This window comes from Bartonella tribocorum (assembly GCF_002778015.1).
In the GTDB taxonomy this organism is placed as follows: domain Bacteria; phylum Pseudomonadota; class Alphaproteobacteria; order Rhizobiales; family Rhizobiaceae; genus Bartonella; species Bartonella tribocorum_B.
In genome coordinates this window covers 1-14,612 of record NZ_NJPP01000004.1, presented here as the reverse complement: position 1 = coordinate 14,612, position 14,612 = coordinate 1, and the positions used below count along the sequence as shown (strand labels likewise).

9 protein-coding genes are annotated in these 14,612 nt (G+C 36.1%); 5 read left to right on the top strand and 4 right to left on the bottom strand.

What is annotated here, in order from left to right:
- The first annotated feature begins 664 nt into the window (after positions 1 to 664).
- Together miaA and CEV08_RS02485 are read left to right on the top strand one after the other, a co-directional pair.
- Positions 665 to 1,537, top strand: coding sequence for a tRNA (adenosine(37)-N6)-dimethylallyltransferase MiaA (miaA, locus tag CEV08_RS02490; protein WP_100130214.1), 873 nt, complete (start codon positions 665 to 667; stop codon positions 1,535 to 1,537).
- A 235-nt stretch (positions 1,538 to 1,772) separates the two neighbouring features.
- Positions 1,773 to 3,575, top strand: coding sequence for an acetolactate synthase 3 large subunit (locus tag CEV08_RS02485; RefSeq protein WP_100130290.1), 1,803 nt, complete (start codon positions 1,773 to 1,775; stop codon positions 3,573 to 3,575).
- A gap of 617 nt (positions 3,576 to 4,192) precedes the next feature.
- Here CEV08_RS02485 and CEV08_RS09790 read toward each other — a convergent pair.
- The 3 genes from CEV08_RS09790 to CEV08_RS02470 form a co-directional block, all read right to left on the bottom strand.
- Positions 4,193 to 4,465 (bottom strand): TauD/TfdA family dioxygenase, encoded by a 273-nt coding sequence (locus tag CEV08_RS09790; RefSeq protein WP_245407016.1) that lies wholly within the window; start codon positions 4,463 to 4,465, stop codon positions 4,193 to 4,195.
- 1,370 nt (positions 4,466 to 5,835) lie between these two features.
- Complete coding sequence (locus CEV08_RS09785) at positions 5,836 to 6,381, bottom strand: MFS transporter (protein ID WP_245407015.1); 546 nt, start codon at positions 6,379 to 6,381, stop codon at positions 5,836 to 5,838.
- 230 nt (positions 6,382 to 6,611) lie between these two features.
- Positions 6,612 to 7,538 carry a D-2-hydroxyacid dehydrogenase family protein gene (locus tag CEV08_RS02470; RefSeq protein ID WP_100130213.1) on the bottom strand — a complete coding sequence of 309 codons (927 nt, stop codon included), beginning with the start codon at positions 7,536 to 7,538 and terminating at the stop codon, positions 6,612 to 6,614.
- Positions 7,539 to 8,569: 1,031 nt separating this feature from the next.
- On the opposite strand from CEV08_RS02470, the gene CEV08_RS02465 reads away from it, so the two are divergent.
- The 3 genes from CEV08_RS02465 to ilvC all read left to right on the top strand — a co-directional run bounded on the left by CEV08_RS02465 (position 8,570) and on the right by ilvC (position 12,811).
- A complete protein-coding gene (locus CEV08_RS02465; protein ID WP_100130212.1) occupies positions 8,570 to 9,691 on the top strand; it encodes an ATP-dependent DNA helicase in 1,122 nt (373 codons plus the stop codon).
- 84 nt (positions 9,692 to 9,775) lie between these two features.
- Positions 9,776 to 10,510 carry a pyridoxine 5'-phosphate synthase gene (locus CEV08_RS02460; RefSeq protein WP_100130211.1) on the top strand — a complete coding sequence of 245 codons (735 nt, stop codon included), beginning with the start codon at positions 9,776 to 9,778 and terminating at the stop codon, positions 10,508 to 10,510.
- A 1,281-nt stretch (positions 10,511 to 11,791) separates the two neighbouring features.
- Entirely contained in the window at positions 11,792 to 12,811 is a 1,020-nt protein-coding gene (ilvC, locus tag CEV08_RS02455) for a ketol-acid reductoisomerase (RefSeq protein WP_100130210.1), read from the top strand.
- A gap of 124 nt (positions 12,812 to 12,935) precedes the next feature.
- On the opposite strand, the gene CEV08_RS02450 is transcribed toward ilvC, so the two are convergent.
- A complete protein-coding gene (locus CEV08_RS02450; RefSeq protein WP_100130209.1) occupies positions 12,936 to 14,327 on the bottom strand; it encodes an amino acid permease in 1,392 nt (463 codons plus the stop codon).
- Positions 14,328 to 14,612 lie beyond the last annotated feature (285 nt).

Here is a 14,612-nt window from a genome sequence, read left to right as displayed (position 1 = left end):
CAAATGAGTAAATCTTAGGAGATTGATGGAGGCTCACATGCAAATTGCAAAACGCTCAACGATTATAAATCAAGCTTTTAATTATTATTATAAATAATGTTTTATGTGCGTGAGATTTTTAGCGCTTTGAGATTATACTTTGTATGCTGTAGAGGGCGTTTTTCTCTTTAGTTTGAAAGAGCTATTAGAGAAAATTATATTTTAATCAAATAGTTATCTGTATATTGAGATCTTTCTTTGTGATGGATGAAAAAATAATGATAAAAAAGAGTATGAAGAAGAAAGTTTCTAAGGTTTTTATTCTCAATCAGAGTTGCATGCTGTTTTTATAGGGAAAAAGCTATTTGATTGTATAGGTTACGCTCAGTATTATTTTCATAAATGATGACAAAGAGCCTATTTTAAATGGCTTAACGGACAGAATTATTAAGGACTGTGATTTTTGGTTGAATTATGATAGCGAAAAATGCTTTGAAATTCCTTTGATGTTGTTATTGAGTTTCTTTTTTATAATTTTCATAAGGGAAGCTTTATCTTGAAGGAGAAGTTTTGTTCGTATTTTTGTTTAAAGTTTTTACTTTATGATAATGGAGAAAAAATACAGAAGCTTTTTGGGCAGTCATGCCTGTTGCAATAGGTTGCTGATTGGTAGGAATAGCTCTTCATGATCCAGAGAACAATGACATTGATAGCAGGACCCACAGCAAGTGGGAAATCAGAACTTGCTTTGCAAATGGCTCAAGAAAGAAATGCTCTCATTATTAACACTGATTCAATGCAGGTTTATGACGTTTTAAATATTTTAACAGCACGACCGCAAGAGGCTGATACCGCGATTGTTCCCCACTACCTTTATGGTCATGTGAGTCCTACTTTGAATTATTCAGTAGGACAATGGTTGTGTGATGTTGAAAAGCTGTTGGTTACTTTTACGTCGAGATCCGTTATTTTTGTTGGTGGAACAGGACTGTATTTTCGTGCTCTTTTGGAGGGGATTTCGCAAATCCCTCATGTTTCAGATGTTGTGCGGCAGAAATGGCGTTTGCTGCTTGATAAAGAGGGGGCTGAAAATCTTTATCGTCAATTGTTACAGATTGATGCTGTTGTTGCTGAAAAAATTTCTTCGCAAGATGGACAACGTATTGTTCGTGCTTTAGAAGTTTATGATGCAACTGGCGAGAAGCTTAGTTGGTGGCAGAAGCAAAAAACAACGCCTCTCATTGCGCCTCATTGTTCTGAAAAAATTCTTCTGATGCAACCTCGTGCTCTTCTTTATGAACGTATTCATAAACGCCTAGACTCTATGATTGAAAGAGGCGCTTTAGAAGAGGTGGTGGCCATGAAGAAACTTATGCTTTCTCCTTCGTTGCCAGCGATGAAAGCGATTGGTGTACCTGAATTTATGGCTTATTTGGATGGACACAGAAGCTTTGAAAATGCTCTAGAAGCGGTAAAAACTCAAACGAGGAGATATGCAAAAAGACAAATGACTTGGTTTCGTCATCAATTTGATGAAGAGTGGGTGCTTGTCTCTTGATGAAATAACTGGAGCTTTAAGAAGAATTTTTTAGAAAATATTAATTTTTTATTGACGAATGGTATCAATGGAATTAGAGATTTTTCTATAAAGGATTTTTTATATATTTTGTGTGTTGGAATAATGGGGGGTGATTATACAATATGTGTTGTGTAGAGGGCTCCTTGAGAGTCTTTTTTTTATGGGCTCCGTTAGGGGCTTTTTTATTGTCCTATTAAATAGGTGAGTGGGAAAAATGAGAAATGATCCAAGACAGAAAGAGTGTTTAGATGGAAAAATAATGTCGGGGGCTGAAATAGTGGTTCAGGTTCTTATAGATCAAGGTGTTGAACATATTTTTGGTTATCCTGGTGGGGCTGTTTTGCCTATTTTTGATGTTCTTTATCAACAAGATACACTCCGGCATATTTTGGTGCGCCATGAACAAGCCGCAGGCCATGCGGCTGAAGGTTATGCACGCAGTACTGGAAAGGTAGGGGTTATGCTTGTAACTTCTGGTCCAGGGGCAACGAATGTGGTTACACCTTTGCAAGATGCTCTCATGGATTCTATTCCTCTTGTTTGTTTTTCTGGTCAGGTAGCGACAACGCTGATTGGAACAAATGCTTTTCAAGAGGCTGATACAGTTGGAATTACAAAACCTTGTACGAAAGGTAATTGGCTGGTTAAAGATGTCAATGATCTTGCAGACATTATTCATGAAGCTTTTTTTCTTGCTCAATCTGGGCGTCCAGGACCAGTTTTGATTGATATTCCAAAGGATGTTCAATTTGCTTCGGGATTTTATAGAGTACCTCAAGTTCAGGAGTCTTTACATTCTTTACCATCGTTGAAAAGGGATAATCGTGAGGCTATTGAATCTGCCGTTTCTCTTTTAGTTGAGGCAAAACGTCCTATTATTTACTCTGGTGGTGGTGTCATTTCATCGGGAGGGGAGGCTGTCCAGCTCTTGCGGAATTTAGTTCAGTTGGGAGATTTTCCGATTACTTCAACACTTATGGGACTTGGTGCTTATCCTGCTTCTGGGAAAAATTGGCTTGGAATGCTTGGAATGCATGGCACTTATGAGGCGAATATGGCCATGCATAATTGTGATGTCATGTTAGCTGTTGGAGCTCGGTTTGATGATCGTATTACGGGGCGACTTGATGCATTTGCACCTCATGCACGTATTATTCATATTGATATTGATCCTTCTTCTATCAATAAAATTGTCAAAGCGGAAGTTCCAATTATTGGTGATGTAGCGCATGTTTTGGCAGATATAATGCAACATTTGCATGAGCATCAATCAAAGTTTGATCAAGAAAGTCGTAAAACATGGTGGATGCAAATTAATCGCTGGAGATCGCGCAAGTCATTGGCATATATGGAAAAAAAAGATGTTATTATGCCACAACATGCTCTTGAACGGCTTTATACTTTGACCAAAGATGCTCGTGCTTATATTACAACAGATGTTGGACAGCATCAGATGTGGGCAGCGCAGTATTATCACTTTGATGAACCAAAACACTGGATGACTTCTGGTGGTCTTGGAACGATGGGGTATGGTCTGCCTGCCGCGATTGGTGTTCAAATAGCTCATCCTGAGGCACTTGTTGTATGTATTTCGGGTGATGCTTCCATTCAGATGAATATTCAAGAACTTGCAACAGCCATTCAGCATGACACACCTGTGAAAATTTTCATTTTAAATAATCAGTACATGGGGATGGTTCGCCAGTGGCAGCAATTATTGCATGGTAATCGTCTTTCTCATTCTTATACGGAATCTATGCCGGATTTTGTTAAATTGGCACAAGCTTATGGAGCTGTGGGAATTCATTGTTCAAAACCCGATGAACTTGATGATAAAATTCAGCAGATGATTGACTGTGATAAGCCTGTTCTTTTTGATTGTCGTGTTTATCATTTGGAAAACTGTTTTCCTATGATCCCATCGGGATGTGCCCATAATGAGATGTTATTACCCGATGAGGCAAGCGAAGAAGCTGTTGCCAATGCTGTATCTTCTGAGGGGAAAATTCTTGTATAAAATGAATGTGTTAACAAAATAGTGTAGGACGGTGATGATGACGTCTTTGGAGTCTTCATCTCCGTCTCTTCTTTGTGAAGGGTTCCTCTTATTCCTAGAGCTTATTTTATGATTTTCATTCTTTGTTTAAAGGCATGGGGTGTATTATTATTGTTTCATCTCAAAAATGTTATAAGTCGTATGCCCAATTATGTTTGAATTTATTTGTACGCGATGTTTGTTTTTTTAATTCATATGTTTAGATTAATAGCGATTTCGTTGCATTTTTTAGATAATATATGTGTGCAAGAAAAAAGCCACCGTGTTTGAAGGGTGCAACCATGCAAACCGTCATGCTTATGAAAACAATAGAAAAGTTTGTCACTACGTTTTGATTTAGCATTATGAAATGACTTCAAATCGCTCTTTTAAGGGCTTGATCGGAGAATCCCCCTAGCGGCTTGAAAGGAAGAGCAAAAGTAACAAAGATCAAATGCAGCCATAGAAAATCAATTGGCCAGCATAGCTTATAATTAGGTCGTAACCTTACCTGATGATGCGGGGGAAATCTATACATATGCGATGTGTTGTCAATATGTAAATCAGAATAATATTCAACATCATATCATTATCAGGTATTAACATTGAAAATCAAATACTCTTTCTTTTATTTGTTCTACATATCTATGATTCCATAAATCAGCAGACACAAACACTCTTTGAATCCACCGCATTGGATTTTTATAATGATCAAATGATCCCCCAAATTTATCTCTAGAGTGTAGAGCCATTCTGTTATCAATGTATAATAATCTTCCTGGTTGTACATCAATTCCAAAAGATACAGCCTTAATAGCTTCATAAAAATGATCTAAAGCTTCCTTGGCTTTTTTTGACTGTGGCTCTAACATGCCCGGATAAAAAACAGCGCTGATATCTGGAAATTCACTGTCCCCTTGAATGAGGGGCACTTTATTTGTAAAGTTCCCCTCATTTAAGCTCTTCAGATTCTCTTCGCTTAAAAGTTTTAAAGCGAGATGTGCATCAGATATTCTCGTTAACGGGCCAGCAACATCATTGCGAACACTAGGTAAAGAATCCCTTTGGGAGATAAATTTAAACCCGTTATAAATTTTAGTGCAGTATTTTCTCTATGAAAATCTAACTCAACTTCAGATCCTAATCCTGTATAATCTTTTTTATTATCTTCTAAAGGGCACTTGGTTATCGACGATATGTTCGCTTTCATATTTAATTGAGTAAAGCTCTCCGATTAATAAAGAAAACATCATAATTAAATTTTCGCTAATATAGCTACTTTTACAAGACGCATCTAAATTATAAGGATTAGGTGACGTATTAATTTGTCTATCAATTGGAAGGGTTTCAAAGATTAAATACGCTCTAGGGGTAATAGGCATCTTTTGATTCATAAGAATTGTCAATATTCTATGGGGTAATAGCAACAATGCTATTTTTTTGAGCTCAAGCGAATATTCAATATACTGTGCGGATTATAAATAACATGCTCTAAAGCCTCCCAAAGTTTGTCTTTTTCGACATTTCTCAACTCAAAAGTATTTTCATTGTTCATGATAATTTCCTCCCCAATTATATCTTTCTACTTTTTTATTAAGAAAAGTGAAAAAACAATAAGTAAAATCAGCCATGTTCGTAAATAAGTGTCTGTAAAATCTTGGATGAATCCAAATAATGATGGAGCCGTAATAATTGCGATTTGATTTACAGACATGGCTAAACCCAGAGAAAAGCCAACGCTTTCTTTCGGCGAAGTATCTACAATATAAGCAACTTACGGGCCATACCATCCCAATCCGAAAAAACCTAACCAAGCAGATAAAATAGTTAAATAAATTATGGATCCACTAATGCCCAAAATTAATATTAAAAATCCAAAAACGACTGTAATCATGCAAAACAAGGAAGGAAAAAAATTATCCTTTTCTATAATGATCACTCCATGCTGTTAAAATAATTCTTCTTAAGGCACCAGCAGCTTGTGAGACAAAAAATAAATAAGCACTTTTATCTAAAGATAGGTAATAGATTCTATAAAAATAAATCGTTATAAAAATGGTTAATACATATTGAACGATCACAAGTGAAACGCCTGAAAAAATAATATTCTTCATATGCGGCGCAGCCAACATCGCAAGACGAGATCTTACATTTGCATAGAACGAAGCTCTTGCCTTACTTTCTGGAACGATAGCTACAACTTTTGCTGGTGAGTGATAAAAAATAATAAATAGACAGCCACCTAAAAAAAGAAACTATGGCACCGACCAAAAATGCACCTTGTATGCCATAGACAAACGCACGAGCAGGAAGAACTATTCCAGCTAATGCTCCACCCTAACGGTAGTCCTGCTTGACTTATTCCCATTGCAAATCCACGCTGCGATTGTGGAAACCATGAAGCAACAGATTTAGCGCCACCAGGTTGAGCAGAACTGTAAAATCCCCCTACAATGAGCAAACAAACCAAAAGGGAAATATAGTTATCTGCGACTGCTTCCAACAAAAGAGCGACAGAAACACCGATCGCACCAGCTCCAACAATATAGCGCTCGTTAAACTTGTCTAGTAATTCGCCAGCTACAAGTAACCCAATAATAGGTAGGAGCTGCGCTGCTGAAGACAACAAACCTATCTGAGAGTCACTAAGCGAGAAATCCTTCTTAAAAAATTCAGCTAAAGGACCAAGCCCTTGAACAAAGAAGCAGGCTGATGTTTGAACGATAGTGGCAACAAGCAATACAATCCATCTATAATAATTCTTTTCTATAAATTTATTATTGCTCACTATGCCCCCTCCAATTAAAGTGTATCCTAATAAAATAGCCTTTTTAAATAATGATTGCGACAATAAATTAAGTATTTTATGCTGATTACATAAAAATCTGTCAATACGATTATTATTAATATGAAAGCTAAGGTATATGCCTAATTGAAGGAAATAAGCTATTATGTGTCGTGCAAATTTGATACGCTAGCGCTATAAGATAAATTTTACAGACATTAGCTCAGCCGGCATTAAGCGCTCTTCATAAAAGACTCTATATTTTGGCAAGCTTTTTCAATATAATTTTCAAAGCTTTCTCCAGTCACATAGCCAAGATGCGGTGTGCAAAGAACTCTATCTGATTGCAATAATTTGCTCTCATATACTGGCTCGCTGTCATAAACATTCAGTGCAAAATAAATTGAATTTTCCAAACTTAGTATTTTTTCTATCGCCCCTTTTTCAACCAAAGCTGAACGTGCTGTGTTAACAAAAATAGCATGAGGTTTCATACGCAATAGATCATCTAATTTTATGATTTCTCTGGTTTTCTCGCTTAAACGTAAATGGATGGATATAATGTCAGGACGTGTAAAAAATTCATCTTTTGAATGCGTAAAATGATAACCTAAATTTTTTGCTTCTTGCGTTACACGCTTACTCCCATAAACTAAAATGGATATGCCGAAAGCTTGAGCATATTGAGCAACCATTTTACCAATATGCCCAAACCCGAAGATTCCAAGAGTAGCTCCTTTCATTTGGTTGCCAAATGTTGTTTGCCATCGTCCTTTTTTCATATCAGATACAGATTTACACAGTTTTCTACGCGCCGACATCATTAAGAGCCACGCAAATTCAGCAGCAGAAGTTGCATCTCCACCACCATCGAATATTTCAATTCCTAAGTCGCTACAAGCTTCTATATCAATATGTGAACCTATAGGGCCCGTTTGGCAGATTAATTTTAAATTTGGTAGTTTTAAGAGAAGATTTCTATCAATTATCGTTCGCTCTCTGATTAAGATAAGAATATCGATCTCTTTGAGCTTATCTTCTAAATCACATTCTTTAGCTAAATTATTGATAACCAGCACTTCATGCGATTTCATTAATTTTGCAATAGACTGTAATGTTAGGGTGGCTTTTTGATAGTCATTTGGAATTAATATTTTCAATTTAAGCCTCCCATTTCATTCATCAATATTGGCGCTCATTATTTCATTTCTAAAACAATCCAAAAGCAATCTCAGCGCTGATATTTTGACATAACGCCAAGTCTCTTAATAAATTATCCTCCTTGATTTCATTGTTATTTCTAGCAATAAGAATAGTATTAATCAGTTCGTTTTTATAAACTTTAACACATTGTGACGAAAAGAGAAAGTTTGACTTAGCAGATGGAGAATTGCGCTTTTCTCATATTCTGGAAGACGAACTTGAAGGGCTATGCTGGACATGAAATCATGTCCCTGTTTTCTTATAATAGACTAGCAAGAAGGCCATATTTGCGAACCAGATTTTATTGTCGAAACAGAAAAAGCAATATATTTGTGGAGATAAAGCGTTCTTCATATAAGCGTGATGTTTCTCTTTATTCGTTGAGATATAATTCATCTGTAACATGAAGAGTAAACTTATTAAAATTATGATAGGAGGGCGATAGGAACTTTATAGGTGTATCATCATAGGATTAAGTCGTTTTGTTGAGAGCTTTTTCTATTTCTGCCAAAAGGTCTTTGATATATTTAATTATTATCTCGCCATAGTGGATGTACTTTATTTTCATGAGCAAGAAAGCTCATTGATTGTGTAAAATAGTATTCGTAAAATTACGTTATTCTTATCCTGTTAAGGGCATTTTCTAGCGATGGTTTTGTTATTGCGATGCTCTTTTTCTTATTCTAAATTTGGGTTAGAAAAAGCGTATAGAGGCGTTATTTTAAATTTAAGATATGCATACTCCATTGTTGATGTTACTGTTGTAAAAAATGATATTTTATTTGATAGGTATAAGGTCTTACCTTGAAGATTGATGTAAAGATAAATTGAGATTGTTCCAATATCTTGAAAAGGCAATGGGGAAATAATTGATAACTCATGCTACAAAAGTTGTTAGAGAGCTTATGTGTGAAAAATTCTTAACGACAGTTTTTTGATCATGCTTTTAATGCTTGCTCTTTTTATGCGAATCTTATTTTGATAAAATATGCAATTTTCGTTGGAACAGGATAATGCATTGAAGGCTGTTGCCGCGTGGTTGAAAGAAGGGCGTTCTCCTCTTTTTCGCCTTTTTGGCTATGCGGGGACGGGTAAGACAACGCTTGCGCGCTATTTTGCAGAAACAGTTGATGGTTCTGTCCAGTTTGCTGCTTTTACAGGGAAGGCGGCGCAGGTTTTACGTTCTAAAGGTGCAAGCAATGCTTGTACGATTCATTCATTGATTTATTGTCCGCGTGGAGAAGAGGAAGTTTCCGATGAAATTACGGGAAAAAAGTCTATTGCTCCAACATTTGCATTAAATCGAAGAAGTGCTGCGGCACAGGCTAAACTCATTGTTGTTGATGAATGCTCTATGGTCGATGAACAATTGGCACGTGATTTAATGAGCTTTCGGACACCAATTCTTGTTCTTGGTGATCCTGGTCAATTGCCTCCTATATCAGGTGGAGGTTTTTTTTCGAATGGGGAACCAGATTTTCTTCTCTCAGAAATTCATCGGCAAGCGCGAGATAATCCGATTATACGTCTTGCTATGGATGTACGTGAAGGACGCGATATTGCTTATGGTGACTATGGAGAGGCGCGCGTTGTTACACGTAAAGAGGTTAATCAACAATTGGTTTTGGATGCTGATCAGGTTTTGGTAGGGATTAATCGTACACGCTACCTTTATAATCAACGGTTACGTATGTTAAAGGGATTTACAGCAGATTATCCGCAAGCGGGAGATAAGCTTGTGTGTTTGCGAAATGATCCTCCCAAAGGTTTGTTAAATGGCTCTTTATGGAAAGTGATGACTTCACAGAAGGAGACAGTTAAACCAAGCATTAATCTTCTTGTAAAACCAGAAGAAAGTGAGCGTGGGGTAGCAAAGATTAAACTTTTAAAAGCAGCGTTTGAAAACCCCGATCAGGAAATTTCATGGCAATTAAAAAAGCGCTATGATGATTTTGATTATGGGTATGCATTGACGGTACATAAAGCGCAAGGTTCTCAATGGAATAACGTTGTTTTGTTTGATGAAAGTTTTGCATTTCGTGATATGTATGCCCGCTGGCTTTATACGGGAATTACCCGTGCAGCAGAGTATTTAACGATTGTTCGATAGAGAAAATATGTGTATCATATGAATTTCAGATGGAAAATGCCATTTTTCTATCTTGTTACACTCTGTAGAAAAATGGAAATGGGCATGGCGGTAAAACTTTCAGTTAATCTTAATGCTGTTGCTGTTTTGCGCAATCGACGCAACCTTCCCTGGCCAAGTATCAAGAATATTGGGCATATAGCGCTTGCCGCTGGAGCAGCGGGTTTGACGGTTCATCCACGCCCTGATGAAAGGCATATTCGTTTTGCGGATTTGCCAGATATATACGGTTTAATAAAGAACACTTTCCCTACTGCTGAGTTTAATATTGAAGGTTATCCAAGTGATAAATTTTTGGATATCGCTAAAAACTATGCCGACCAAATTACTCTTGTTCCGGATGATCCAGATCAGTCAACGTCTGATCATGGTTGGAATTTTGCTCATGATGCAGAATTTTTAGCGCCTATTATTCAGCATTTAAAAAAAAGAAAGATTCGCGTATCACTTTTTGCTAATCCTACTATTGATGGTCTTGATATTGCTAAAGCAATAGGAGCTGATCGTGTGGAATTTTACACTGGACCTTATGGTGGAGCACTTCAGGACAAAGCAACACAAGATCAAGAGCTCAATAAACTTGTTTTAGCTGCAAAAAGAGCGAAAGAGTTACAGTTAGGTATGAATGCAGGGCATGATCTGACACTTGTGAATCTTCCTGCTCTGGTCAAAAATATTCCTTGGCTTGATGAAGTTTCTATTGGTCATGGGCTTATTGCTGATGCATTGGAGTATGGAATGCATGAGACTGTTCAGCGTTTTATCCGGTTATTATCGTAACTTTTTTCTCTCTATAAAAATGGGAAGAGCAATTTTTGTAAAGCTTTGCCAATGTCTCTTAAAAACATAATCTATGTTTGGTAAATAGCATTATTAGCGTGCATTATAAATATTCTATTGTTGTTTTGTTTATTGATTTCTTTCTATCTTTTGTTTTTGAGTTTATGGGATGTTTTGTATTGGTAGCATCTATTATGAGGAAGTTTTAAAACTTTTTTACGATTATTTCTTTGAAGCAATAAAATGAAGGACTTGAAAGTGTTTTCATGATAAAGGAGTGCGTAGGATTTTACTGGATCAGTGTATAAAATTTTCTTGAGCTTAAAGAGATATTATTCAATATGTTTGAGTTCATTTTACGGGTTACCTGTAAATAGTATAACGTCAAATCATTCATGGATAATATAAAATTATTGCCATCATCATTTTACGTCATAAAGATATAAGTTAACGCTATGTGCAATGCTGCTTGTGATGTGTAAAGGGGATGATGATTTTATCGTGAATAGATTTAAAATCAGAAAATACTTTTTATGAATAGGCTTAAAGCAATAAAAGCTGTTGCGACATTGGGAGTAAGCAAATAAAACGATGATATCGTCTCACAGCTTTATGAAGGAAAAAGGGATGGATGCAATAAATCTTAGGCTATTAAAAAATTTTAGATTATTATAGGGGCTTCTTGAAAAGATTTCGAGCGCATTAAATTTTTTTTATAATAGCGCGCCTCGTAAATGAATAATACAATGGTAGTATCAGCTCAGTATGGGGATGTTCTGTTCTGCGTGAGAGGCGTGGATATTAAAGAATGTAAAAATTAAAAGCGTCTTTTTCATTCTTCTGAAGATATTGTTGTATATATTTTTGAAGGTTGTATTAAAGCAATACTTGTTATTTTGTAATTTTTCTTGCTATCCATATTAATTTGGTTCATGTTAAATTATATATTGTATCTTAATTTTTAGGATATAATGTTTTGTTGTGCGATAAGAAAATAGAATCTTAGCAGATATATTTTCTTTAGAAATATTGTTTTTTGTAAGTACCATTTTTATAGGACAGCGGTTGAAGTTTATTGGGGGTCCGTATATGTTTTTGGAATGTCTGGGGATCACAGGTTTTTCTGTACAATGTGTGAGCTTTAAAGATTATTCAATTGTTGTGTTCTTATAAGCGGCATTTTTTGTCTTTATGAGTATGTGATGCACTGAAAATGATGTTTCTTATTTAATAAAAATTATCTGAAATCCAGTTTAAATAGAAAAAGAAGGAAGTGTTTTTATGCGTGTTTATTATGATCGTGATGCGGATATGAATCTCATTAAAGGGAAAAAAGTGGCTATTGTTGGTTATGGTTCTCAAGGGCGTGCGCACGCTTTAAATTTGAAAGATTCTGGTGTCCAAAATGTGCAAATTGCTTTGCGCTCAGGGTCGGAAACAGTTAAAAAGGCTACAGCCGATGGTTTTGAAGTGGTGAGCGTTGCTGAAGCAGCAAAATGGGCAGATATCATCATGATGGCAACACCAGATGAGTTGCAAGCTGATATCTATAAAGAGCATATTCATGACCATTTACGTGATGGGGCAGCCATTGCTTTTGCCCATGGTTTGAGCATTCATTTTGGCTTGATTGAACCTAAAAAAATCGTTGATATTGTGATGATTGCTCCTAAAGGTCCAGGGCATACAGTTCGTCATGAATATCAACGGGGTTGTGGTGTTCCTTGCTTAATAGCGGTGGCACAAGATGCTTCGGGGCATGCCCATAGTGTTGCATTATCTTATGCATGTGGAATTGGTGGTGGACGTGCTGGGGTGATTGAAACAACATTTAAAGAAGAGTGTGAAACTGATCTTTTTGGTGAACAAGCGGTTTTGTGTGGTGGCCTTGTTGAATTGATCCGAGCAGGTTATGAAACACTAACACAAGCAGGTTATGCACCAGAAATGGCTTATTTTGAGTGTTTACATGAGGTTAAACTGATTGTTGATCTTATGTATGAAGGGGGCATTGCAAATATGAATTATTCGATTTCTAATACCGCTGAATGGGGCGAATATATGTCTGGTCCACGTGTGATTACGGATGAAACCCGAGCAGCAATGAAACGTATATTGAAAGATATTCAAACGGGTAAATTTACATCGAATTGGATTCAAGAATATAAGGCAGGTGCTGCTCATTTTAAAAGTATGCGGCGTTTAAACGATAATCATCCTATTGAAGAGGTTGGTAAAAAACTTCGTTCTATGATGCCTTGGATAAAATCGAATGCTTTGGTGGATAAAGAACGTAATTGAAGTCTCTAAAGAGATATTTTGTCACGTTTACAATTTTATAGACAAATATCAAAAAAGGGTAACTGACAGTTACCCTTTTTTATATGTTTTTTCGCCTAAGCTTTATTTTTGAGGAGAGATTTTTTTAAGTTTTTGCATAATTTTTTCTTCCAAAAAGAAAATATACAATGCTTAAAAATATAAACCATGCTGGCGTGTATTTTAAAGCGATGGCAGTATCTGCTTCTAATGACAATAAATAAATAATGAATGCAAAGAAAACGAGAAGCACCCAACACATAACAACACCTCCTGGCATTTTATAAGGAGAGACAGTATGTTGGAGAGGACGATTGCGACGATAGACGATATAGCTGATCAAAATAATCGACCATACAAATATAAACAACGTTGCGGCAATCGTTGTAACAATTGTAAAGGCAGCTATGAGAGTTTGAGATAATGATACAACTGCATAACCTAATAAAATGCATAAACATGAAAAGAATAATGCGTTGGCTGGAACGTGGTTACGAGAAAGTTTTGCTAAAAATTTAGGCGCTCCTTTTTGTGTTGCTAGCCCATAAACAATACGGCTGGTAGAAAAAATTCCACTATTTGCTGAAGAGGCAGCTGCTGTGAGGACAACAAAGTTCATCAAACCAGCAGCAGTTGGAATACCAATAAGTGCATACATGGTTACAAAAGGGCTTTTTTCTGGACTGATTTGATCCCAAGGTGTCACAGACATAATCACAAGAAGAGAGAAAATATAAAAGAATACAATACGGATTGGTATTGAATTGACAGCTTGTGGTAAGGCTTTTTGAGGCTCTTTTACTTCAGCGGCCGCTGTTCCTGCGAGCTCAATGCCAACAAAAGCAAAAATAACAATTTGAAATCCAGCAAAAAAGCCAGAAATCCCCCGTGGAAAAAGATTTCCACCATTCCATATATTGCTAAGGGAAGCAACTGTGCCATTTGGAGAGACAAAACCGGTGAGGATCATATAAAATCCCACAACAATTAAGACTAAAATTGCTGCGATTTTAATAAAACCAAACCAAAACTCAAGTTCGCCAAAGAGTTTTACGGCAACGAGATTAAGAATTAAAAAGGACATAAGACCAATGATAACAGGAATCCATGGATTGAGTTCAGGCCACCAAAAGTGTGTGTAAGTGACAATAGCAATAACTTCAGCAGTTCCAGTAACAATCCAGCACAACCAATATGTCCATCCGATAAAGAATCCAGCACATGGCCCTAGAAGATCGGTCGAGAAGTCAATAAAAGATCGGTATTGGGTATTTGAAAGCAATAATTCTCCCATAGCACGCATGACAAAGTATAGAGCACAACCAATAATCGCATAAACGAGGAGGATTGAGGGACCTGCTACACTGATTGTTTTTCCTGATCCCATGAAGAGACCTGTTCCAATTGCTCCACCAAGGGCTATAAGTTGTATATGGCGGTTATGTAGTCCACGTTGCAATTTCTTCTTAGGCTTTTTTTCTAAATTTTGTTTATTCATTTTGGGGAAGTTCCCTTTAGTTATTTTAAGATAAAATTACCCTAAAAAAGGTAATCTCTTCCATCGGAACACGATATGGTTCATGAGTAAAGGAATTTTTTTCTATTATTTTATATAAAAAAGAAAAAATTATTAATAACTGATATAGTTATTTCATTTTAAAATCAATTAATATAAACTTTATTACAAAAATTAAAATTTTATATTTTTATACATATAATAACAAAAAACTTATACTATTATTACTTTAACAATATAATATTTTTATAAAATAAATCTAAGATT

Bases quoted from the DNA above. Each gene is read 5' to 3' on its own strand.
- miaA (WP_100130214.1), top strand. From the start codon at position 665: ATGATCCAGAGAACAATGACATTGATAGCAGGACCCACAGCAAGTGGG.
- CEV08_RS02485 (WP_100130290.1), top strand. From the start codon at position 1,773: ATGAGAAATGATCCAAGACAGAAAGAGTGTTTAGATGGAAAAATAATG.
- CEV08_RS09790 (WP_245407016.1), bottom strand. From the start codon at position 4,465: ATGTTAGAGCCACAGTCAAAAAAAGCCAAGGAAGCTTTAGATCATTTT.
- CEV08_RS02465 (WP_100130212.1), top strand. From the start codon at position 8,570: ATGCAATTTTCGTTGGAACAGGATAATGCATTGAAGGCTGTTGCCGCG.
- CEV08_RS02460 (WP_100130211.1), top strand. From the start codon at position 9,776: ATGGCGGTAAAACTTTCAGTTAATCTTAATGCTGTTGCTGTTTTGCGC.
- ilvC (WP_100130210.1), top strand. From the start codon at position 11,792: ATGCGTGTTTATTATGATCGTGATGCGGATATGAATCTCATTAAAGGG.
- CEV08_RS02450 (WP_100130209.1), bottom strand. From the start codon at position 14,327: ATGAATAAACAAAATTTAGAAAAAAAGCCTAAGAAGAAATTGCAACGT.